The following is a 23,318-nucleotide window of genomic DNA, read 5'->3' as shown; positions in this document are numbered from 1 at the left end:
AGGAATTCGAGCGCTGAAATGCATTAAGGACCCCCTTGGAGGGCGTTCGCGAAGGCGGATCGAGACATGGCTGTTCAAGATGGCGCCCAAGCCATGTCCCCGTTCGGCGCGGTCGGGGGCTATTCGCCTTGCGCCTGCTGTGGCGGGTTCCACGCGGTCTATGACGGTGCCGGATCGACGTCGTTCTTCGCCCTGAACGCCGATGATCGCGGCGACCTGGGCCCGAACGGCAAGGCCTCCCTCACGACCGAAGAAGCAGGCGCTCAGATCACTCGCTCCAACGCCAGCTGGGCGTCCGGCCTGGGGCAGGCGGGGACGGTGACCTACGCCTTCCGATCGTCGGCTCCGGCCAGCCTGCCGAGCGATGTCTCGGAGTTCAGCCGTTTCAACGCGGCCCAGATCAACGCCACCCTACAGTCCCTGACGGCCTGGTCGGACGTAGCGAACATCACCTTCCAGCGCGTGTCCGACGGCGACGGATTCAGCAACAGCGCCACCATGCTGTTCGGCAACTACGGGGCGGGATCGACGGGATCGGCGGCCTTCGCCTACATGCCGGGATCGACCTCCAGCACATCGAACGCCGGCGATGTCTGGGTCAATGTTTCGCTCGGCTACAACGCGTCGCCGGTGCTTCTGGGCTACGGTTTCCAGGTTCTGACGCACGAGGTCGGTCACGCGATCGGTCTTTCGCACCCCGCCGCCTACAACGCGGCGGAGGGTGTCTCGATCACCTACACGGCCGATGCGACCTATTACGAAGATTCTCGCCAGTACACGATCATGTCGTACTTCAGCGAAAGCAACACGGGCGGCAATTTCAACGCAGCCACGGGGGCACGACAGTATTCGGCCGCGCCCCTGTTGGACGACATAGCAGCGGCGCAGCGCCTCTACGGCGCAAACACGGCCACCCGGGCCGGCGACACCGTCTATGGCTTCAACTCGACGGCGGATCGAGCCTGGTATGCGGCGGGTTCCGCGGCCACGGACGTGATCTTCGCGGTCTGGGACGGCGGCGGCGTCGATACGCTAGATTTCTCGGGCTATTCCGACAGCCAGGTCATCGATCTGCGTCAGGGTGCCTTCTCCGATGTCGGCGGGCTGGTCGGCAACGTGGCCATCGCGATGGGAGCGGTGATCGAGAACGCGGTGGGCGGGACCGGGAACGACCGGATCATCGGCAATGCGGCGGACAACCGGCTGACCGGCGGGGCCGGGGCAGATACGATCGACGGTGGTCTGGGCAACGACACGGTGATCTTCTCGGGTGTTCGGAGCGCCTACACGATCAGCTACTCCGGAAACTCCGCCATCATCACCGGATCGGACGGCGCGGATCTGCTGACAAATGTCGAGCAGTTCCAGTTCGCCGACGGCCTCGTCATGGCCCCGGCGCCGACCGGCGGACGCACCATCGATGGCGATGCGTCTGACAATGTCGTCACCGGCACCGCCTTTGACGATCGGCTGTCCGGTTTGGGCGGCGATGATATTCTGTCTGCCCTGGACGGGGCCGACGACCTTTCGGGTGGGTCCGGCAACGACAGTCTCAGTGGCGGAGCCGGCGCAGACACGCTCCTCGGAGGGTCCGGCGACGATACCGTGGACGGCGGCGCTGACTTCGATACGGTGATCTATCAGGGCGCGTCGGGCAGGGGTGTGACCGTCAACCTCGCGACCGGTGCCGCGACGGGCGGCGATGGAACGGATGTGCTCAGCAACATCGAGGGTGTCGTCGGGACCGTCTATTCGGACCTCGTCACCGGCGATGTGGGCGCCAACATTATCGAGGGAGGCGGCGGGGCCGACACCCTGCGGGGCGGCGCCGGGGCGGACAAGATCTCCGCCAGTGGCGCGCCGGGCCAGACGGGCGGCGCCCCGGACATCGTCAAGGGCCAGGCGATCGCCAACAACTCGATCCAGAACGCGTTGAACATCGACGGGGGCTTCGACCTGCTCGCCCGGAGCGACGTGGTGAGTTCGACGACGATCCCGCATGCGACGATCCTCGGCACGACGCACGGCGGGCTCGAGTACTATGCCTTCACCGTGTCGGCGGGCTCCACGGCGGTATTCGACATCGACGGCGGGGTGTTCGACACAACGCTGCGACTGTTCAACGGATCCGGCGCCGAACTGGCGTCGAACGACGACAACAACGGCGACAACGGCGGAACGTCCACCGATTCTCAACTGACATTCACGTTCCAGACAGCGGGCGTCTATTTCATCCAGGTCGGTCAGTGGGGGGTGAACTCCGGTTCGACCTTCACGACCGTCTCCCCGGCGGCCGGCCGTGGCTACACCCTGCACGTTTCGATCCCCAGTCATTCGGTCCAGCCGCTCTCGCTGGTGGGGTCGTTGGTTGAGGGCGAAGACGGCAACGACACCCTGAGCGGCGGGCTGGGCTCGGACACTCTGTTCGGCGGCACGGGCGACGACTTCCTACAGGGGCTGGGCGGTTCCGACGGACTGCTGCAAGGCAACCAGGGCGCCGACACCGTCGATGGCGGGGAGGGCGACGACTGGGTCTATGGCGGCCAGGGAGCCGACGTCCTCTACGGCGGGGTGGGCGCCGACTTCGTTCAGGGCAATATCGGAGACGACATCGTCTACGGCGGGTTGGGCGCGGACACCTTGTACGGCGGTCAGGGCGCGGACACCGTCTTCGGCGAAGACGGCGCCGATCTGATGCTGGGTGACCTCGGCAACGACGTGCTTCAGGGCGGGGCGGGCAATGACGTCATCCAGGGCGGGGCCGGCTCCGACTCGCTCGTCGGCGGGGACGGAGTGGACATCGCCTGGTACACAAAGGCGGTATCGCTGGTCTATTTCGAGGCGACGGGGGCGGACGCCTGGCGAATCCATGATGGCCCGACGGATGTCGATAACCTGTCGAGCATCGAGTTGGGGCAGTTCGTGGGCGGTCCGATCGAGGCCTTGAGCGTTCTGGCTGGCAAGAGTTTCGACGCCTACGGCTATATGGTCGGCTATGCCGATCTGCTCGCCGCCTTCAAGGCCGATCCCCTCGCCGCCTATCTGCACTATGTCCGCAACGGTCAGGCGGAGGGTCGGGTGGCCGATTCCTTCGATGGTCTCGCCTATATCGCCTCATACCGGGACCTGATCGGATCGCTCGGCGCGAACGGCAATCTCGGGTCGCAGCACTATGTCCTCGCAGGAGCCGCAGAGGGGCGCGGCATCACCTTCAGCGCCACTGACTATCTGAACGCCAACCCGGACCTCAAGGCCGCGTTCGGCACGAACCTGGAGGCGGCGACCCGGCATTACATCCAGGCAGGCGTCAACGAGGGCAGACCGACCGCAGCCGGAGCCGCGATAGCCGAACCGGTCGACAAGATCGAGCCGTGGTCGGCCGCCCAGTTCTCCACCGCGACCCTGGAGGCGAACGCCGCGCTTTCGGCGGCCGGCTCCGCCGAGGCCGATGCTGCCTATTTTGGGGACATGGATATCCACGAGATCGTTCGACTCGGAGACCCCACGGTATTCAGTGTCGATCCGAATGCCTTGTGGGTCGTTCAGGACGCGTCGGTGATCTGAGGGGCAGACGGAACGCGTGGTCGGCGCTCGCAGAGCCTCAATCCGTGGGCGGCGTCCGATTGACCTTGATCTGGACGACCTCGCATCCAATCGCGCTCAGACACTGGACGAAGAAGGCCGCGGTGAAGGCGCCCCGGCTGATCTTGTTGCGCAGATTGGCCTCGGTTTCGACGACGCCCTGGGCGGCCAGCCGTTCGACCAGCTGGGCATAGGTCAAACCGCGTCGCTTCAACTCCCCTTTCAGGATGTTTTTGACGGCGTCTGGGCCCGCAGGCACGACGGTAGGCGCTGGTTCTGGCGAGACGTTTGTCATCGTTTTCGATACTAATGCCATTGACATCGAAACGCCAGAGGGTCATCCGTGCGCCGCTCTGCGGTGGGATTGCGCCGTTTCGAGGACGGTGCCGGCCTGCGGTGCGTATCGGATTCAGACCATAACAAGATGCAACGGCCTAAACGCAAGACCGAAAGCCTTCTGATCACCGCGCTCCGAGAGGGCCGCAGGCCCTTGCTGGCCGCCGCGGGATTCAGTCTGGTGACCAATGCGCTTTACCTGGCGCTGCCGCTCTACACCAATCAGGTGTTCAGCCGCGTCCTGAGCAGCGAGAGCGTTCCGACCCTGCTTGTCCTCTCGGTTGGCACGATCTTCGTCTTCGTGATCTCCAGCATGATCGACGTGTACCGTCAGCGCGTGCTGTCGGCCTTCGGGGTTCAACTGGATCAGCGGGTTTCAAGTCACGCCTTTTCGGCGCTGTTCGACGGCATTGTTCGCCGAGAGCCGCAGGCCGGCGCCCAGGCGCTACGTGACCTGGATTCGTTCAAGCAGACGGTGACCGGGCCCGGCATCAACGTTCTTTTCGATCTGCCGTGGATGCCGATCTATCTCGGCGTGCTTTTTTATATCGATCCCTTGGTCGGTCTGGTGACGCTGGTCGGCGGCATCATCCTGCTGGTTCTCGCCTTCATTCAGGACCGGACGAGCCGCCAGTCTACGCGGTCCTCCAATGACGCGGCGCTCAAGAGCTATGCCTTCACCGAAGCCGGGCTGCGCAACAGCGAAGTCGTGCGCGCGATGGGGATGCTCAATCACATCGGCACGCGCTGGAGTCATTTCCGCAGCCAGGCCTTGGAGCATGGCTCTTCGGCCAACGAGCAGGCCGATTTTTGGGGCAATGCGATCAAGCTGGTTCGCATGACCATCCAGGTCCTGATCATCGCAACCGGCGCCTATCTGATCATCAAGCAGGAGATCGGGGCGGGCCTGTTGTTTGCGAACATGATCCTGTCATCGCGCGCCCTGGCCCCGATCGAGCGCACGGTCGGTGCGTGGCCGGCCCTCATCGCCGCCAGCCAGTCCTATGAGAGGCTGAATGAACTGCTGGCCGGCTACGAGCCGGTCAAACCGACGATGTCCTTGCCCCGGCCCCAAGGCCTGTTGTCGGTCGAGAACGTCAACTTCGCCACGCCGGGCGGCCGCCTGATCCTGACGGGCGTCAATTTCGCGATCAACCCGGGCGAGTTCCTGGGCATCGTCGGCCCGTCGGGCGCGGGCAAATCGACCTTGTCGCGTCTGCTGGTCGGCATCTGGAAACCCCTGAACGGGGTCGTGCGCCTGGATGGCTCGGATGTCTTCTCATGGGATCGCACCGAGTTCGGCGGCTATGTCGGCTATCTGCCCCAGGACACGGAGCTGTTCGCGGGAACGATCCGGAACAACATCGCGCGCTTCCTGCCGGACGTTCGCGACGAGGAAGTCGTGGCTGCGGCTCAGGCGGCAGGGGTTCACGACATGATCCTGAGGCTGCCGGAAGGCTACGAGACCGAACTCGGCACCGCGGGGATCGTCCTGTCGGTCGGCCAGCGTCAGCGCGTGGGCCTGGCTCGGGCCCTGCTGCGGGCGCCGCCCCTGATCGTGCTGGACGAGCCCAATGCGAACTTGGACGCACAGGGCGAACAGGCCCTGCTGAACGCCCTCAAGACGCTCAAGGGCAAGGGGTCGACGATCGTCGTCGTCTCGCACAAGCCCAGCATGCTCGTCGACGCAGACAAGCTTCTGGTGATCAAGGACGGTCGTCCGGAGCTGTTCGGCCCCCGTGATGCGGTCCTGGCTCGCCTGTCCGGCGCACCGGCGACGCCGCCCGCGCCTCCGCCTCCGCCTCCCCCGCCGAGGATGGTTCACAAGAAGGCCGCCGACGCTCCCGCGCCTGCGAGCCCTGACAAGACTTCGAAAGCCAGCTGATGAAACTCGACCTGGAACGTTTCGGCCGTCTCGTCCCCGGCCGGTCGCAGACCCCGATCGAAGCGCCCGCATTCGGGACGGGATCGACGGCGCAGAGCGAAGAACAGAAGAAGCGCATCAGCGCTCCGGTGCGCGCGGGCCTCATCATCATACTGGTGGGTGTCGTCGGCGTGGGCCTCTGGGCCTCGTTCGCGCCGATCTGGAGCGCCGTCGTGGCGCCCGGTGTGATCCGGGTCGAAGCCAACCGGCAGACCCTGAAGAGCCGCGAAGGCGGCGTGGTCCGTGCCATCAATGTCCGCGAAGGCGATCAGGTCCAGGCCGGTCAGGTCCTGATGCAGCTGGACGATACGGTCGCCCGCGCCCAGGTGGCGGTGCTGACCAATCAGCGGGACAGCCTGCTGATCCAGGCGGCCAGGTTCGGGGCCGAGGTGCGAGGCCAGACTTCGTTCGCCCCGCCGGCCGCTCTCGCCGCGCGTCTGAACGACCCGGCCGTCGCCGCCATCGTCACGAACGAGACCCTGGTGTTCAACTCGCGGCTCCTGGCGGTCCAGGGCCAGGAATCGATCCTCGAGCAGCGGATCGTGCAGCTGCAGACCGCCCGCTCGGGCCTGAACGTTCAGGTCCAGTCGATCGACGACCAGGTCGGTCTGATCCAGCAGGAGCTGGACGGCTATCAGCGCCTGTACGAACAGGGCTTCGCGCCGCGCACCCTGATCCTGCGTTATCAGCGCCAGCTCGCTGAGATCGGTGGCCGTCGCGGCGCCCTGGCCGCCGACATCCAGCGCAATCAGCAACAGGTCGGAGAGGCCCGTCTCCAGCTGGCCCTGCTGTACGAACAGCGCAACAGCGAGGCGGCGACCGGCCTGCGAGAGGCCGAATCACGCCTGGCCGACCTCGCCCCGCGTCTGGATGCCGCTCAGCTCAGCCTGCGCGAGACCCGCGTCGTCGCGCCGATGACCGGCTATGTCCTCAACCAGAGCCAGTTCACTGTCGGCGGGGTCGCTGCGCCGGGCGAGACCCTGATGGACGTGGTGCCTTCCAATGCGCCGCTCCTGGTCTCGGCCCGCGTCCGGCCGGCCGATATCGACCAGGTCCGCACCGGGCTGACGGCCCAGGTCACCCTGTCCGCCTACAACACGAACAAGGTGCCCAAACTCCATGCCGAGGTGGTGACGGTCTCCGCCGACGCCCTGACCGATCAGCAGACCGGCGCCACCTATTTCACCGCCGACCTGCGGATCCCGCCTGAGGAGCTGCGCCGCCTGCCCGACGGGGTCCAGATCACGCCGGGAATGCAGGCGACCACGATGATCCGCACCGGCCGCCGCACGATCATGAGCTATCTGCTCGGCCCGATCGGCGACATCGCCAACAACTCCCTGCGCGAGGAATAGGCCCGTCGTGGACCCCGTCGATCGCGTCGCCTTTCTGGTCGCCGGCGTCCAGAAGGGCGGCACGACGGCCCTGTTCGACTATCTCGTCGAGCATCCGGCGCTCAGCCTGCCCGCCTGCAAGGAGGCGCATTTCTTCGACGACGAGGGTCAGGACTGGTCCCGCCCCGACTATGCCGCCTACCACGCCATGTTCGACCAACGGCCCGGCGCGATCCGGGGCGAGGCGACCCCCATCTACCTGTACTGGCCACACAGCCTGGAGCGGATCGCCGCCTACAATCCGGCCATGCGGCTCGTTCTCCTCTTCCGCGATCCGGTCGAGCGGGCCTGGTCCCACTGGCGCATGGAGACGGCGCGGGGCGCCGAGACCGAGCCGTTCGCCTGGTGTATCCGACAGGGGCGAGCCCGTGTCGCGGCCGGCCGCCGTCCCGATGGGGCTCACCGCGTCTATTCCTATGTCGAACGCGGCTTCTATGGCGCTCAGCTCCGCCACGCCCTGACCCTGTTCCCTCCCGAACAGCTGCTGTGCCTTCGGTCCGAGGACCTGCTTGCGGCGCCCGATCGCATTTTGCGACAGGTGTGTGATTTTTTGCACGCTCCCCATCTCACGACTGTGGCTCCGCGTCTCAGTCACGTGGGGGTTTCCATAGATCGCGCCAAGTCGATTACAGACGACGATCGTACATATCTCAATGACGTCTACAGGGACGATCAGAAACTATTCCGAAACCTGTGGGCTACTCACTTTGCGACCTAGCCGACCGTTGTTGTCCGAGGGCTGAAATCCGCCTCGAAAACACATTGGCGCCACCCTTCCGACGCCCTTAATCATTGCATAACCACAGGGCCCTTATCCGGCTATCGCGCTGTTCGCCCCACAAGCGAGCGGCCGTTGCGTCTTCCGCCGATTTTGGTAACGATCAGGACGGGTTGTAATAATCCGCGCCTCGGCTAAAAGCGGCCAAGGGCGGGCTTACGCTTAGACGTTCTCCATGGTGGGGGCGGACGACGGCGGACCACGGTCTGTGACACAAATGGAGAACTTCTAGATGGCTACTCTTAATTTCGACACCGCGACCCAGGCGCAGGCTGATGCCTTCACCAACGCGGACACCCTGCTGTTCCCGACCGGAACCGCTTCGGGCCTGACCGTCAACGTGATCACCGCCGGCGCCGGTTCGGGCGTTGAGCTGACGCTGAACGGCAAGACCCTCAAGTTCCCGACGGGCGCTCTTGAAGGCGCGAACCGCGTCATCTTCGCCGACAATTCGGTCTTCCTGTACGGCGCGGCTGCCGACGAAACCGTCGTCGGCAGCGCGCTGGGCGACTACATGTTCGGCAACGGCGGCGCTGACGTCCTGTCGGGCGCCAACGGCAACGACGTCATCTTCGGCGGCGACGGCATCGACACCCTGAACGGCAACGACGGCAACGACACGCTTCAGGGCAACCTCGGCAACGACAACGTCAACGGCGGCAACGGCGACGACATCGTCCTCGGCGGCCAGGGCGACGACGCTCTGACGGGCGGCGACGGCAACGACTACCTGCACGGCAACCTCGGCGTCGACAACGTCCAGGGCGGCAACGGCGCCGACACCATCCTGGGTGGTCAAGGCGGCGACACCCTCGCCGGCGACAACGGCAACGACCTGATCTTCGGTGACCTCGGCAACGACACCATCACCGGCGGCATCGGTGCCGACACCATCCAGGGCGGCCAGGGCGACGACTCGATCCAGGCCGGCAACGACGACGACATCGTCGAAGGCGGCCAGGGCGAAGACCGCCTGTTCGGCAACGACGGCAATGACTTCCTGCACGGCCGTCTCGGCAACGACGTCGTCGAAGGCGGCGCTGGCGCCGACACCGTCTACGGTGGTCAGGGCAACGACACGGTCGGCGGCAACGACGGCGACGACCTGGTCCTCGGCGATCTCGGCAATGACAACGTCAACGGCGGTGACGGCAACGACACCCTGTTCGGCGGCGCCGGCAACGACACCATGGACGGCGGCGCTGACAACGACACCATCGTCGGTGAAGACGGCGACGACAACATCACCGGCGGCACCGGCAACGACAACATCAACGGCGGTGCCGGCAACGACATCATCGGCTCTGTTTCGGGCAACAACACCCTGACCGGTGGTGACGGCAACGACACCATCGACGGCGGTACGGGCAACGACCTGATCACGGGCGATGCCGGTAACGACACCCTGCGCGCTGACGCCGGCAACGACACCGTCTCGGGCGGCGCTGGTAACGACACCATCACGGCCACGGCGGGTGCCAACGTCCTGTCGGGCGGCGACGGCAACGACACCGTCACCGGTGGTTCGGCTGCCGACACCATCAACGGCGACGCGGGCAACGACAGCGTCAACGCCGGAACCGGCGACGACCTCGTCAACGGCGGCGCGGGTGCTGACATCCTGAACGGCGAAGGCGGCAACGACACCCTGAACGGTGAAGACGGCGCCGACACCATCTCGGGCGGCGACGAGAACGACGTCCTGAACGGCGGCAACGACGCCGACATCCTGAACGGCGACGCCGGCAACGACACGCTGAACGGCGATGCCGGTGCCGACACCGTCAACGGCGGCACGGGCAACGACGTCCTGAACGGCGGCGCTGACAACGATCGGGTCAACGGCGATGCCGGCGACGACGTCGTCAACGGCGGCGACGGCGCTGACACCCTCACCGGCGCGGCGGGCAATGACTCGATCCTCGGTGGTACGGGCAACGACATCATCGACGGCGGTGACGACAACGACACCATCGACGGCGGCGACGGCGCTGACAGCATCGTCGGCGGCGCGGGCGTCGACTCCCTGCTGGGTGGCATCGGTAACGACACCATCAACGGCGGTGCCGACAGCGACGTCGTCAACGGCGGCGAAGGCGACGACCGCATCTTCGGCGGAGCGGGCGTCGACTCGATCACCGGCGGTGCCGGCAACGACGTCTTCGTGTTCAACACCGGCGACGGTGGCACCGTGGCCACGCAGTACGACACCGTGACCGACTTCGCGGCTGGCGACACCTTCGAAGTCAACGTGGACGGTGCTCGCACCGGCTTCGCGACGACGACCGCCACGGCGGGCGCGACCACGGCTCTGTCCTATGACGCGGCCCTGATCGCAGCCAACGCGACCTTCACCACCAGCATCGGCATCGTCGCCGTGCAGGTGACCGGCGTGGGTGTGTGGGTGTTCGTGGCCAACACGGGCAACGACAACGCTGCCGACCAGTCGTTCTTCCTGCCGAACGTTACGAACGCCGCTCTCTCGGCCGCGACCTTCACGGTCTCGACCACGGGTGGTGAAAGCGCTGACTTCATCGTCGGCACCTCGGGCAACGACAGCCTGAGCGGCTTCGGTGGCAACGACACCATCCAAGGCGCCGCCGGCAACGACACGCTGAACGGCAACGACGGTAACGACACCCTGGGCGGCAACGACGGCAACGACGTCATCAACGGCGGTGCAGGCGTTGACACCATCAACGGTGACGCCGGCAACGACACGCTCGGCGGCGACGCCGGCGACGACGTCATCAACGGTGGCGCCGGTAACGACGTCCTCAACGGTGGCGCCGGTAACGACGTCATCGACGGTGGTTCGGAAGCTGACACCATCAACGGTGGTGCCGGTAACGACCAACTGACGGGTGGTTCGGAAGCCGATCGCTTCGTGTTCACGAGCACGGACCTCGGCCTGACCGCAGCAACGATGGACTCGGTGATCGGCTTCACCACCGCGTCCGACGTCATCGACGTCCTCGGCACCACCGCTCTGGTTTATGTCGAGAACGTCGCGACCGACACGTCGGCTGCTGGTACCGCTCTGACGACCTTCTCGGCCGCTCTGACTGCTGCGAACGCTCACTTCGAGGCCAACACCACCAACGTCTACCTGGTGGAAGTCACCGCTGCCGCAGGTATCGGTGGTGTGGCTGGCGTCTACGTCTTCCTCGACACGGACGGCGCTGGCGTCGGACCGCAAGATGCTGACGGTGCCTTCTTCCTGGCCGGCATCACGCTGGGTCAGGTTGCCACGGGCGACTTCGTCTAAGACGACGAAGTCTAGTCAGACCAAGGATTGGGCCGCCCTTCGGGGCGGCCCTTTTCTTTTGTGCGGAGGCCGGCGTTGAACGATGACCCGGAGTTCCTAAATCGAACCCTTGGCCGGATCGGACCAGGGCGGGCTGACCCGCCTCAGGCTGACGGAGGATTTGGACTGACGTCGCCGCCGCCCCGCCAACTGGGCGGCCGTGCATGTGGGACTCAGTGGACTCAGTGGACTCAGTAGACGGTGTTTTCTTGCATCAAGGGTCTGGCCGCCCCTGCCCGGGGGCCTTGGGAATCGGCGAAATCCGTCCTAGTCAGGACCCATGTCCAACGCCGCCCTGTATCTGAACCCCGAAGCCTACGACACGAAGGGCAAGGCCCTGATGGGTCGCCAGTCGGCGGGCGAAAGCTTCCTACGCGGCTATCTCCAGCACACGCGCGCCGATCACGCCTGGTTCTGGAATGTCGCCAACCGGTCCGAGGCGGACCTGACCGCCTTCGTCGAGACCATAAATCCCGTGGGCCGCCCGCACTCCATCGTCGCCCGCCATGATCGCCCCGGCCTGGGCCGCGCCGGCAACGTCTTCCTGACCAACCCCAACCTGGCCCGCGAGGCCTGGGCGCGTCGCACCGCCGGATGCGTCTCCGACTACGGCATCTCGACCATCACCCACACGACCGCCAGCGAATGGGTCATGGACTCGATCGCCAACATGCTGCTGGCCCCGATCGAGCCCTGGGACCGCCTGATCTGTACCTCCAACGCCGTCCGCCAGAGCGTCGAGGTCGAGCTGGAGGCCGTGCGCAACGACCTCGAGGTCCGGCTCGGCGCGACCCGGCTGCCGGAGCCCCGGCTCGTCACCATCCCGCTGGGCATCAACACGGCCGATTTCTCGGTGACCGACGCCGCTCGCGCCGACTGGCGCGCGCGCCTCGATATTCCCGAAGACGCCGTGGTCGCCCTCTACATCGGCCGGTTCAACACCCACGCCAAGATGAACCCCATCCCGATGGCCATGGCGCTGGAGCGCGCAGCCCAGGCCGCCAGCCGCCCCGTCTTCTGGGTCCAGGCCGGCTGGGGCGTCAGCGAACAAGCCGACAAGATCTATCACGACGAATGCCGGGCCCAGTGCCCCAGCGTCGGCTACCGCATCGTCGACGGCCGCCCGGCCGAGACGCGTTTCTCGATTTGGTCGGTCGCGGACATCTTCATCTCCCTGTCCGACAACATCCAGGAGACCTTCGGCCTGACCCCGGTCGAGGCCATGGCCGCGGGCCTGCCGTGCGTGGTGTCGGACTGGAACGGCTATCGCGACACCGTCCGTCATGGTGTCGACGGCTTCCGCGCCTCCACCTATGCGCCGGCGTCCGGGGCAGGCCAGGACCTGGCCTATCGCCACGCCAACGGCTGGATCACCTATGACCAGTATGTGGGCGGCGCCAGCCAGCTGACCGCCGTCGATATCGGCGAGGCGGCCAAGGCCCTGCTCGACCTGATCGAGGATCCCGAGCTGCGCAAACGCATGGGCGACGCCGGCCGGTCCCGGGCGCGGCACATCTTCGACTGGTCGCAGATCATCCCCCAGTACGAAGCGATGTGGGCTGAAATGACCGAGGACCGCCTCGCCGCGCCCGCCGGCCAGATGGCGCCGCGCAATCTGGCACCCAATCCCCGCCGGCTGGACCCCTTCCACCTGTTCGGCGGCTATCCCAGCGAATGGTTGAGCCCGACGACCATGGTCATGCTGACGCCCGGTCAGTCGCTGCAAACCCTGGAGACCCTGATCTCCATGCGGCTGACCACCCACGGCGGCAGCGCCCTGCCGAGCGTCCCCGAGCTAAAGAGGATGGTCGATCGCCTGACCCACCACCGCCAGATTTCGGCCGGCGAACTCGCGAACGGATTCCCCGAAGGCCGCCGAGCCCTGGTTCAGCGCGGCCTGCTGTATCTGGCGAAATACGATGTGGTGACGATCCTGCCGCGCGCCCGGGAAATATCCGGCTAAGGGCGGCGTCGGCAGAGCCACGATCGGCCGGACCATGAAACGAATTCACGATCCGGCCGTGGTGACACAGCTCGCTGGAGAACGAGGCTGAAGTTTCTAATGCCATAAGCATTGCCGCAAACAAAGGCCGATACGACATGCTTGTGAGATGGAAACCCTCAAGAGCTGATTTTCAGCGCACATTTCCGTGACGAACGCCGAAACCGCGCTGGTTCGCTTCACAGAGTAAAGCTGAAACGCCGCTCCAGTACCGTCTGTCCCTCGGCCTCGACGACATAGGTCGCGATATAAACGCCCGCCGCCCAGCCGCCGGCCCGAGCGCGCCGACCGGCAAACACCATCTGCTGCGCCCGATTGCTGACCAAAGGATCGCTCCGCGTGGTGGCGACCACCTCGCCCTTCGGGTCTATGACGGTCAGCCGCTCGACGTCGCCCGCCTTCAGGCCGATCGCCCGCACATAGGCGACCAGTACGTCCGAGGTCTGGTTCGGCGGCTGCAAGCCTCCGCCTTCGATCGACGCCATGCTGGGCGGGGCCCCCGCGAAACCGGCATTCAGGACGCTCCGCTCATGATAGGCCAGCGCCTGCGCCGTCTCCGCCGCCCATAGGGTCCGGCCGGGCGATGCGCTGCATACCGCCTGCGCTTCGGAAGGGGCGAAGGGATCGACCACCCCATCATGGTCGCGCACCGTGAAATGCAGATGGGGGTATTCGGTCTGTCCCGACATGCCGACCCGGCCGATGGGGTCGCCCGCCCGCACCGTCTGGCCCGCCGCCACGCTCACGCTGCCCGATGCCATGTGACAGTACTGGGTCGTCAGGCCGTCTCCGTGTGCGATGATCACCCCGTTGCCGCACTCCTGGCCTTCCACGGCCGCGAGTCCGCGTTCGATCACGGAGATGTCGGGCACCCCGTCGCGAACCCGCTGTACGACCCCGTCCATCGCCGCGAGAACGGCGAGACCCCGCAAGCGCGCGGACTCGTCCGGCAGACGGAAGTCGGTCCCGTTGTGTCCCTCATAGGTCCTGCTCCCACACCGATGGTCTCGGACGCCGGGGCCAGGATCGACGTCTACATAGTTCTGGATCACGCAGGTCTGGCCTGGAACGCAGTCGAGAGGTAGGCGAAGTCCGCCTGACGACGCCGGAAGGATCGGCCGGCCTACATCCGTGCCGCTTGTGGTCGCTGGCACCGCCGCAGCCTGATAGCTACCGTCCTTGGCCTTTCCCAGTGCGAGACCGAGACCCGCCGCTCCAAGGCAGATGATCGCTCCGGCAAGAATCAAAAGTCCTGTCTTCACGACGACCCTCCGAAGGTTGAAACGATGAACGTCCAAGTTGGCCTATCGTTCGAGGACCTCGCCAATGAGGCTCATCCATGCCGGCACTCCGACCGTTTCGCGGTCGAACTGAGCCAGGGCCGACCGTCGCGCCTCACGTCGCATGTCCTGATAGGCCTCCGGGTGCTCACAGGCGTCGATCATCGCCGAGGACAAGGCCTGCACGTCGAAGAAGTCGTTCAGGACGCCAGTCTGACCCGAGACGATGGCGTCCCGCACCGGCGCCGTGTCCGATCCCAGGATCAGGCACTCGCAGGCCATCGCTTCCGTCAAAGACCACGAGAGCACGAAGGGGTAGGTATAGTAGACGTGGGCCCATGAGATGGACATTGCGGCGATCATGTCCGCATGAGCCACGGGGCCGGTGAAATGGATGCGGGAGAGGTCCAGCCGGTCGCCCAGTTCCGCCAGCATCCGCGACTTCCAGGTCTCTCCCCCGCGAAGGCCGCCCCCATAGCCGCGGCCGGCGTCGCTTCCGATGACCAGAACCTCCGCGTCCGGGCGAGCCTCCAGAAGGGCGGGCAGGGCGCGCATGAAGATGTGAAATCCTCTCAATCGCTCATACGTCCGGTTCACGAAGGTGATCACCGGCCGAGACCCGTCGAGCACGCAGCCGTCCGCGAGCCTGAACTTCGCCCCAGGCTTTCGCGCGGCCTTCGAAAAGTCGACGCCTTCGTGAACGACCCGAATCCTGGGCCTGAAGGTTTCGGGGAAATTGCTGGCCTGAAACGCGGTGGGGCAGACAATGACATCGGCCTGGGCATAGGCGAGGGACAGGCCCAAATTCTTGGCGTGCACCCGCCAGTCCGCCAGCGGGGTGCTGGTCTCGAATTCGGGATCGAAGTTCACGTCGGCACCGTGCGAGCGGTAGAAGAACTCGCCCAGGACGATCTGCGGCACGCCGGGGAACACCTCGCTCAGATGCAGGGTCTCTCCCCATCCCGGGTGGCCGATGATCAGGTCCGGTTGGAAGCCGTCGGCCTTGAGTTTCAGAGCCTGTTCCCCCGCCGCCTGAGCGCGCATCAGGTCGGCTTCGGCCCGGATCGCGGAATCGAATATCCCCGGGGTCGTGCCCCTGTTCAGGGTCCAGCGGCGAAGATCGACCCCGGGCACGCCCTTCGCCGTGGATCCGCCGATGGCGGCGACCTTGTACCCGGCGCTCAGCGCGGCCTTTGCGATATGCGGGAACTGGCCGGGGAAGTTCTGGTGAACGAAGAGGATGCGACGAGGGGTCTGGGTCATGCTGCTTCCTGGTCAATCTTCCCATTGACAGAAGTCAAGGTGCGCCCGCCAATCGCATCAGGGCGCGGGATCACCTATCCCATCACAGACCAGTTTGCGAAGCGCAGGGGATTCGGTGGCTTCTAACCTATTGTACCCGTGGCTCTCCGACCACGGAGATGACAACCGCGTAGAGATTGCATCCGGGACCGATGTGAGGGCTCGCGTGATCCTGCAGGGCGACGGGAACCGGTTGACGCTCGGGTCCGGCGTCTCCCTGGCCAGCGACGATCTCTCACGGGAGGATACGGCCATCGTGGTTTCGGGCGACCGTAACGAGGTCATCATCGGCCCCGAAAGCCGGCTCAACATCTCCTTACGGATCGAGGGTGACGACTGCCGGATCGTGATCGGCGAGAACTGCATCCTGACGTTCAACGCCAATCTGCGTGCGGGGGGCCGGATCGAGATCGGGGACGGCACCACCATGGTGAAGGGCGCCATGCAGGTGCACGAGTGCGCGACGATCCAGATCGGCCGCGACTGCATGGTCTCGACGCTCGTCTACATTTCGGTCAGCGACATTCATCCGATCTACGATCGCGCCACGGGCGAGCGGATCAACCCGCCGGCCTCCGTCGTGATCGGCGACCATGTCTGGCTGGGTCTCAGGTCGATGATCATGAAGGGGGCCCGGATCGACTCCGGGGCTGTGGTGGCGGCGGGCGCCGTGGTCTCGGGCCATGTCCCTGCGGACTCCATTGTCGCGGGCGCGCCGGCCCGGGTGCTGCGAGAGAACGTCGAATGGCGCCGGGATTTCGAATAGGGGCAGGGCGTGCTGGCGGAAGCGCCGGCCGCGCCGTATCAAAATGACGGCTCGCGCGTCGCGCGTGCAAATCGGAAGGATTTTTACCGCGTGTCCGTGAAGCGACTGGCCCTGCACCATCAACCCACGAAGGCGGGCGTCGGCGACAATGTCTTCGGAGCCACTGTCGCCAACCGCGAGATGTTCCAGGCCCTGATACGCTACGGCGGGCTGGATCGCGTCGATTTCCTGACCCCAAGTCCGATGACGGCGGACTCTATCGTCGCCGATCTTCTGGACGGAGAGGTCCCGCACACGACGCTGGGCTGGGCGGACATCATGAATCAGCGGGCGGCGCGGGAGGCGGGAACGCTGTTCAAGGGCGGCCCGCGCCTCGATGAGTTGGCTTGGTTGCGCAGGCGCGAGTCGATGGAAAGGGAATACAGTCTTGTCGGACTGATCCACACGATCGCGCCGCTGCCGATGCGTCACGATATCGCCGGCACCACCATCACGCCGATCCATCCCTGGGACGCGATGGTCTGCACGTCGCCGTCCGTGAAGTCGGCGGTGGAGCGGCTGTTCGACGACTGGGTCGAATACCTGTGCGAACGGCTGGGGCCGGTGAACCCGCCGCGGCCGCGGCTGCCTCTGCTCCCTCTGGGCGTGAACGGCGACCGCTTCGCCGAGGATGCGGATCGGCCATCCGTTCGCGTCGCCACGCGAGAGGGGCTGGGCTGTGAGCCCGAAGACATCCTGATCATCTGGGTCGGCAGACTGTCGTATTTCGAAAAGGCCTTCCCCCAACCCATGTTCCGCGCAATCGCCGAGGCTGCGGCAGCCACCGGGCGGCGACTGCATTTCGCCATGGTGGGCTGGTTCCCGGATCCGGTTTCCGGCTCAAGAATGTATCGCGAGGCCGCCGCAGCCTACGGGCCGGAGGTCGAGTTCCATATCGTCGATGGCAACGACCGGGATCTCGTGGGACGGATGTGGGCGGCCTCCGACATCTTCATCTCCCTGGTCGACAACATCCAGGAGACCTTCGGCATCACGCCGCTGGAGGCCATGGCGTCGGGACTGCCCGTCGTGGTCAGCGACTGGGACGGTTACAACTACACGGTCCAGGATGGGAAGCAGGGGATGCTGATCCCAACCCTGATCGGAGCTCCGACGGGGGCTCCGCCCGAACTGACCGCAGGCCATGCGTTCGGAACCAAGACTTATCAGCAGTACGTCGGCGTTCTGGCCCAGCATACGGCCGTCGATGTCGGCGCGGCGGCGGCGGCGCTCACGGCGCTGATCCAGTCGCCCGATCTCCGAAAGCGAATGGGCGAGGCTGGGCGGCGGCGAATTCGTGAAATGTTCGACTGGAAGGTGGTGGCTCCCCAGTATGTCGCGCTTGCGGACCAACTGGCCGAGATCCGGCAATCCAGTCCCGGTCGCCCCGTCGGCCAGACCCGGCATCCGACCAAGGGCGACCCCTTCCGCGACTTCGCCGGCTTCGCGACGACGGCCCTCTCCGCTCAGAACCTGATGTCGGTGCGACCGGGCGTCGGGCCGTCCGATCTGGAGCGATCGGCCAGTCTCGCACTGGACATGTTCGGCGGCAACTGGCGTGGAACAATTGCCGAATGTCAGACCGTGCTCGACATGCTGGCGAGCGGACCGAAGCCGGTCGGCGAACTGCTCGCCGCGTTTTCCGCGCACCGGGGCCGTCGCGTCCAGCTCAGCCTGCTGTGGATGTGCAAACTGGGTCTGCTTCACTGGCGCTAGCTCGCGAGCCGCGCCTTGCGGTCTCTTTCCAGCATGTCTCGGTCGGCGATCAGGGCACGATAGGTTGTTTCTCGTAAGGCGGCCTGATCGGCGTGCATGCGTTCGGTCCGGACGTAGTCCAGCGCTAGCCCGCGGCGTCGCGCCAGATCTTCGGGGTCGTGTGCCAGGGCGCTAAGGGCGCGGATCCAGTCTTTTGGGGTCTCGGCGAAGACGCCGATCTCTCTGTGTCGGGGGTGTTCCGCGTAGAGCGGGCCGCTGCAGATCGGTACGACGCCGGCGGCGCAGCATTCGATGAACTTGATGTCCGACTTCAACCGATTGAACGGTGTGTCGTTAAGCGGGAGCAGGGCGATGTCGCAGGTCGCCATCAGCGCGAGATAGTCGTCATACGGCAAAGTCTCGGTGAAGGATTTCGCGACATCGGGAAGGGCGTCGAAGAAGGTCCTGTCGTGGACCACGACGAACTCGATGATATCCGCAAGTTCCAGAGCGACCTTCTCCAGACCGCGAACGATGCCGGCCCAGTCCTTCTCCCGATTTATGGCGCCGAAGAAGACGCGCACCCTTCGTCCATTCTTCGGCGTCTCGAGCCCGACAACCGGCAGATAGGGAACCGCGTTGGGGAATATCCTGACGTGGGGATTCAGCCGACGGATCATCTTCGCCAGGGGCTCGGTGCTCACGCTGACCGCGTGCACGCCGCGGAAGGCCCGATATCCAGCCTTGCCGAACTGAGGCCAGTGCCTTGGATCGTCGTCGATCTCCGAGACCACGACCCAGCCGGCCGCGATGCGTTTTTCGATCGCATCGACAAAGCCGGCCCCATCCATGAACTGTCGGTGGAGAATAAGGACACCGGGCGCCCACCCGCCGGGCACCTGAACGCCTCCGGCACCCCATGTGGCGCGCACGAGGGGCAGGCTCGCGATGGCGCTCATCGGATGGTCGATTCGGGCTTCGGTCACCCCGGCGAACTTACGCATGCCGAGCGCGGCCACGGTGATCGGCGTCGGGTCCATACCGATGATCGCCCGGATCACCGATGCCGCATGCAGATCCTCGGTGTCAGCGGAAGAGATCACTGGCGTCACGTCGAGAAGCTTCCAGCCGGCCGTATCCAGCGCGGCCAAGGCCGCAGCGTCCTTGACGTCCGGGGCTGCCGGAGACTGGACGCGCAACCAAACGAGGGCCGTTCCGTCGGCCGACCGTTGCCTGAGCATCGCCAGGAGAGATTCGGAAACGCCTTCGCCGTCAGAGGCGATCACGATCGCATCGAAAGCGCCTGTGTCGAGTGCGGCGTTCAGGCCGGCTTCATCCAGATCGTTCAGCCGGGTGTGCCGGCTGGACGGGCTCAGCGCCATGTGCGCCTGAACGAGATCGGAGGGGCCGATCACGAGTATCCGGTTTTTTCCCTGGGGAACCCGTTTCAGCGTCTCGACCTGGGATGGAGAGGCAGCGGAAGCTCCGCCGACAGCCTCCAAAGTCGTCCTTGCCGGCGAAGGTTCAGTGGCCATAGCGCTTGAGATACTCGAACTCGCGGAGGTGGTTTGGCCGTTATTAGTCGGCAGAGGCGTGTTGGCCCGGATTCCGGTCGTCCTCACCCCGTAGAGGAAGGCAGTTTGACGTAAAAATCATCGACATCCGACAGAGTTTCAAGCCTGCGTTCGTACCCTCTGGACGTCAGGAGGTCGTACAGCCCTTGTCGGGTGTCTGAGAAATTGTGTTCGACCGCGATCAGACGCACATCCCATGTGTCGAAATCAAAGGCCTTCAGAATTTCCAGCTCCGAACCCTCGGTATCGAGAGACATGAAATCGATCCGGGGCGGAGCGCCGTTCTGGATCAGAAGGTCATTCAAGGAGACCGTTTCGACGGCGTAGGTCTCACTCGTGGTCGTCTTAGGATCGACGACGGAGAAGCCGGACATTGCGGAGTGCAGCGCGTTGCTCTGCTCCACGAATTCGACCGTTTCGCCTGAACGGCTCCAGACGCACCGGGGGTCCACCTTGGCTTTTCGACGTTGGCGGATTTCCGGGTACCAGGACCTGGCTGGCTCGGCCAGGATTCCTTTCCAGCCATATTCCTCCTCCAGCAAGAAGGTGTTGCTGAATTTCACACCGTTCGCCGCGCCGAACTCGACGAAGAAGCCGTCTCTCATCTCCTTCGTCTCGTGAAGAACCCAAAGGTCCTGGAACAATTGCGCGTGGCTGCGAGCCGCGTGAGACACGCAGTACAGCAACCAGTCCTCGCGAGGGTTCAGGTTGTCGCGGAAACGCATCATCCGCACGGCCGAGACCGCATCCAGCACCTGCTTGAATGTGAAGTTGTTCGTCATCGATTATCTTCACATAGTTGGGCGCGGGGCCTGGTTGCGGTCGTTATAAAGCGGGGACCGGCTCTGCCCCTGCGCGTCATATCGGGATGTCGAGCCGAGCGATATCGCTGGTTGGTTAGCCCATGTCCGGACGGCTTGGGAACTCTGCGGCGGATCGACCTGCCATTACGAACCTGCCTTGCCCGATAGTCGCTTGCTGACGACACGGATGGGCCGAGTGAGGCTCCAGCTAGGGCTAGCGAGGATCGCATCAAGTCTATGCCTGTTGCTCTCCAGTTCGGCAGCCAAGTCACGCGCACGCGCCTCGGTTTCGGCGAGCGTTCTTAGCGCCTCGTCGAGGTTCGTGGTTGTCTTCAGCAGCGTCTCCGACGTCTCTTGCGCGTGTCGCTGGCGAACCGCCGCGTCTTGCTCGAGCTGTGCGATTCGGTCCCGAGCGATCGCTTCGTGTTCTGACGCCAGTGCGGCCTGTGTTGCTGCCTGCTCCAGCGCAAGCCGATGCAGATGATCCTGCGCCCTGATGGCTTTCAGGTCTCGCTCGAGGCGTCGGTTCCTGGCCGAGGCCCGGGTCGCCTGCGCGCCGGTTTCAGCAAGGTCGTGTCGTGCGGCTGCCAGTGCATGCGAAAGATCCGCGCCCGCGACCTCGAACTCATGCGCCTGGGCCTTGAGCCTCAACACAACGGCTTCCCGATCGGCCAAGGCCGACATGAGGCTCTGCTCGCGCTTCGACGCCGCGATCTTTTGCGCTTCGACGACCGGGCCCAACTGAGTTGAGAGCATGGCCAGATCGTCTGCGATCTTCGGCGGGAATGGGGACGGGGGGCTCCCGTCGGCAGTCGCCGCCTTCAGCCATCGCCAGGCCTCGGCGATGCCCGGCCAGAGGTCAGACCGTCCGGTCCAGGCGGTGTCGTCCGTGGCGTGATGGCGCGCGGAGCGAGACAGGAAGCTGGAAATCTCATTTGACTGCTCGGACGATACCGGGAGCGGTAGCGAAAGGTCACGCCGCATCTTGGCCAGGACGCCTTGCCAATCCTCGAGAAGCGCGTCGTAGGAAACGAAGCTTCTTGGAAGATCGCGCGTATCCCGTTCGACGGAGATCATGTGGCTGAGCCAAGCAAGCATCGATTCCTGGATCGATCCGCCCCCGCGCGCTGCGATGGATTGGGCCACCTCCAGTGGATCGCGGACCATGATGACGAACGCGGGCTTGAAGCCTTCGACCTGCATCGCCTTGCGCCACAGGGTCACGAGGTTGGAAACTCTTGGGTCCTTCATGACGGACAAAGGCGCATCGCCGTAGGTCATCGACAGGACCGAACGCGCCCGCTCGACAAGGTCGCCATGTGCGCTCGCGAGTTCATCGGCGCGAATGCCGAATGCATCGTTCCAGTCCGAACCGATGATGCGCAGCACTTCATCGTTCAAGGCGACGATGTCCTGCGGTTCCCAGAACCCCAAGGGATTGTCCGAGGCTGGCTTGATCAGACGTTCGGGCATGTGGGCGCCGGCCAGACCGAGGACACGGGCCATGGCCGAGGTTCCGCTTCGGTGCATTCCCGCCACAACGAGAATGTGGCGCTCGGCGCGCGCGGACATGGGGCTCGCATCGCCTGGCATCAGGCCTGCATCCCCATCATGGATTGGTCGATCAACCAGGCCTGAAAAGATTCAGGGCCGATGCTGAATGGCTGCGGGAACCGGTCGCCCAGATCCGGTCGAGTTCGATAGATTTCCCGATACATCTTCTCGATCGCCCGACCATCCTCGAACGCGCCGTAAAACCAGTATCTGGCGGGAATGCGCGGGTCCGTCATAAGCTGGACCTGTCGTCGATACCAGTTCCAGATCTCGTAGACCTGGTAGTTGGAGCCTGCGTAGCGCCGCGTCATGCTGTCGCCGACAGGGCCCAGTTTGGTGAAGTGCCAGAACCGCAGCGGCGATCCGTTGACCTTCACCTCGCCCGCCCAGTCGATCGTCAGCTTGCGCCGGCTCAGATTCCAGCTGGCGACGTTGTAGCCAGGGTCACGCAGGATCTTGAACGTCTCGTAGAAGGCCGGAACGTGATCGCACCAGCGCTGGTCCACGAACAGGCCGCGGGGAATGTCGTCATGGCAATAGCTCAGCAGGCGGTCATTCCACCAGCGCGCGAAGGCCGCGCCTTCGCCATCAGTGCGGATGGCGACGAAGCCGAGGTTGAAGATGCCGGTGCGAAGGGTCGCCACCTCGTTGTCGAGGATGGCCTGGGTCTCGTCTTCCGGTTCGAGAAGATGCGGGGTCAGCACGCCGCCGTGATCGGCCAATAGTTCGACGATCGGGTCCAGCCGGTTGAAAAGCGCGATGTCGGGATCGAGATAGACGATGGCATCGACGATTCCCGCCTCGCAGACCTTATGCATGTACGGCCCCTTCACCGCCGTGCAAGCCTCGACGATGTCATGGCCGAATAGCCAGGAGACGCCGCCCGGCAGGTCGAGATCTTCAAACCAGACGACTTCGTCGAAGTCTTCCTGCGACAGGTCGATGTCCACGCCAGACGGCGGCCGGTCCGTGATCAGGGCCA

Annotated in this window: 15 protein-coding genes; 8 read left to right on the top strand and 7 right to left on the bottom strand. The window is 65.0% G+C overall.

The features are described from left to right. Positions 1 to 66: 66 nt before the first annotated feature. Positions 67 to 3,564 carry a M10 family metallopeptidase C-terminal domain-containing protein gene (locus ACW171_RS10065; protein ID WP_492093039.1) on the top strand — a complete coding sequence of 1,166 codons (3,498 nt, stop codon included), beginning with the start codon at positions 67 to 69 and terminating at the stop codon, positions 3,562 to 3,564. A 37-nt stretch (positions 3,565 to 3,601) separates the two neighbouring features. Here ACW171_RS10065 and ACW171_RS10060 read toward each other — a convergent pair whose 3' ends face one another. Continuing rightward, complete coding sequence (locus ACW171_RS10060; protein ID WP_492093038.1) at positions 3,602 to 3,877, bottom strand: DUF6471 domain-containing protein; 276 nt, start codon at positions 3,875 to 3,877, stop codon at positions 3,602 to 3,604. Positions 3,878 to 4,006: 129 nt separating this feature from the next. On the opposite strand from ACW171_RS10060, the gene ACW171_RS10055 reads away from it, so the two are divergent. From ACW171_RS10055 to ACW171_RS10035, 5 genes are all read left to right on the top strand, one after another. Next, the gene (locus ACW171_RS10055; RefSeq protein ID WP_492093037.1) at positions 4,007 to 5,803 is read left to right on the top strand and encodes a type I secretion system permease/ATPase; all 1,797 of its coding nucleotides are present in this window, start codon (positions 4,007 to 4,009) and stop codon (positions 5,801 to 5,803) included. Beyond that, positions 5,803 to 7,197, top strand: coding sequence for an HlyD family type I secretion periplasmic adaptor subunit (locus ACW171_RS10050; RefSeq protein WP_492093036.1), 1,395 nt, complete (start codon positions 5,803 to 5,805; stop codon positions 7,195 to 7,197). Before ACW171_RS10055 ends, ACW171_RS10050 begins: the two co-directional genes overlap by 1 nt. Positions 7,198 to 7,204: 7 nt before the next feature. Further along, complete coding sequence (locus tag ACW171_RS10045; RefSeq protein WP_492093035.1) at positions 7,205 to 7,954, top strand: sulfotransferase family protein; 750 nt, start codon at positions 7,205 to 7,207, stop codon at positions 7,952 to 7,954. Between the two features lie 292 nt (positions 7,955 to 8,246). Next, a complete protein-coding gene (locus ACW171_RS10040; protein WP_492093034.1) occupies positions 8,247 to 11,282 on the top strand; it encodes a beta strand repeat-containing protein in 3,036 nt (1,011 codons plus the stop codon). A gap of 319 nt (positions 11,283 to 11,601) precedes the next feature. After that, positions 11,602 to 13,284: a glycosyltransferase family 4 protein gene (locus ACW171_RS10035; RefSeq protein ID WP_492093033.1), complete on the top strand. Its 1,683-nt coding sequence runs from the start codon at positions 11,602 to 11,604 to the stop codon at positions 13,282 to 13,284. A gap of 218 nt (positions 13,285 to 13,502) precedes the next feature. Here the strand turns inward: ACW171_RS10035 and ACW171_RS10030 are convergent, their stop codons facing one another. Next, on the bottom strand, positions 13,503 to 14,375 hold the full coding sequence (locus ACW171_RS10030) for a M23 family metallopeptidase (RefSeq protein ID WP_492093032.1): 873 nt from the start codon (positions 14,373 to 14,375) through the stop codon (positions 13,503 to 13,505). Positions 14,376 to 14,627: 252 nt separating this feature from the next. Beyond that, positions 14,628 to 15,866, bottom strand: a complete 1,239-nt coding sequence (locus ACW171_RS10025; RefSeq protein ID WP_492093031.1) for a glycosyltransferase — start codon at positions 15,864 to 15,866, stop codon at positions 14,628 to 14,630. 205 nt (positions 15,867 to 16,071) lie between these two features. On the opposite strand from ACW171_RS10025, the gene ACW171_RS10020 reads away from it, so the two are divergent. Further along, positions 16,072 to 16,671 carry an acyltransferase gene (locus tag ACW171_RS10020; RefSeq protein ID WP_492093030.1) on the top strand — a complete coding sequence of 200 codons (600 nt, stop codon included), beginning with the start codon at positions 16,072 to 16,074 and terminating at the stop codon, positions 16,669 to 16,671. 90 nt (positions 16,672 to 16,761) lie between these two features. After that, the gene (locus tag ACW171_RS10015) at positions 16,762 to 18,426 is read left to right on the top strand and encodes a glycosyltransferase family 4 protein (RefSeq protein ID WP_492093029.1); all 1,665 of its coding nucleotides are present in this window, start codon (positions 16,762 to 16,764) and stop codon (positions 18,424 to 18,426) included. Here ACW171_RS10015 and ACW171_RS10010 read toward each other — a convergent pair. The 4 genes from ACW171_RS10010 to ACW171_RS09995 form a co-directional block, all read right to left on the bottom strand. After that, positions 18,423 to 19,820 (bottom strand): glycosyltransferase family protein, encoded by a 1,398-nt coding sequence (locus ACW171_RS10010; RefSeq protein ID WP_492093028.1) that lies wholly within the window; start codon positions 19,818 to 19,820, stop codon positions 18,423 to 18,425. The two genes, ACW171_RS10015 and ACW171_RS10010, sit on opposite strands and share 4 nt — an antisense overlap. Before the next feature lie 203 nt (positions 19,821 to 20,023). Beyond that, the gene (locus tag ACW171_RS10005) at positions 20,024 to 20,761 is read right to left on the bottom strand and encodes an FkbM family methyltransferase (protein WP_492093027.1); all 738 of its coding nucleotides are present in this window, start codon (positions 20,759 to 20,761) and stop codon (positions 20,024 to 20,026) included. 165 nt (positions 20,762 to 20,926) lie between these two features. After that, positions 20,927 to 22,354 carry a sulfotransferase family protein gene (locus ACW171_RS10000; RefSeq protein WP_492093026.1) on the bottom strand — a complete coding sequence of 476 codons (1,428 nt, stop codon included), beginning with the start codon at positions 22,352 to 22,354 and terminating at the stop codon, positions 20,927 to 20,929. 20 nt (positions 22,355 to 22,374) lie between these two features. Next, complete coding sequence (locus ACW171_RS09995; RefSeq protein ID WP_492093025.1) at positions 22,375 to 23,286, bottom strand: hypothetical protein; 912 nt, start codon at positions 23,284 to 23,286, stop codon at positions 22,375 to 22,377. Between the last annotated feature and the right edge of the window lie 32 nt (positions 23,287 to 23,318).

The organism is Brevundimonas sp. FV1ye28 (assembly GCF_058681135.1).
This window is presented reverse-complemented; position numbering and strand designations above follow the sequence as displayed.

Coding starts and splice junctions, on each gene's coding strand:
- ACW171_RS10065 (WP_492093039.1), top strand. CDS start 67: ATGGCTGTTCAAGATGGCGCCCAAGCCATGTCCCCGTTCGGCGCGGTC.
- ACW171_RS10060 (WP_492093038.1), bottom strand. CDS start 3,877: ATGACAAACGTCTCGCCAGAACCAGCGCCTACCGTCGTGCCTGCGGGC.
- ACW171_RS10055 (WP_492093037.1), top strand. CDS start 4,007: ATGCAACGGCCTAAACGCAAGACCGAAAGCCTTCTGATCACCGCGCTC.
- ACW171_RS10050 (WP_492093036.1), top strand. CDS start 5,803: ATGAAACTCGACCTGGAACGTTTCGGCCGTCTCGTCCCCGGCCGGTCG.
- ACW171_RS10040 (WP_492093034.1), top strand. CDS start 8,247: ATGGCTACTCTTAATTTCGACACCGCGACCCAGGCGCAGGCTGATGCC.
- ACW171_RS10035 (WP_492093033.1), top strand. CDS start 11,602: ATGTCCAACGCCGCCCTGTATCTGAACCCCGAAGCCTACGACACGAAG.
- ACW171_RS10025 (WP_492093031.1), bottom strand. CDS start 15,866: ATGACCCAGACCCCTCGTCGCATCCTCTTCGTTCACCAGAACTTCCCC.
- ACW171_RS10005 (WP_492093027.1), bottom strand. CDS start 20,761: ATGACGAACAACTTCACATTCAAGCAGGTGCTGGATGCGGTCTCGGCC.
- ACW171_RS10000 (WP_492093026.1), bottom strand. CDS start 22,354: ATGTCCGCGCGCGCCGAGCGCCACATTCTCGTTGTGGCGGGAATGCAC.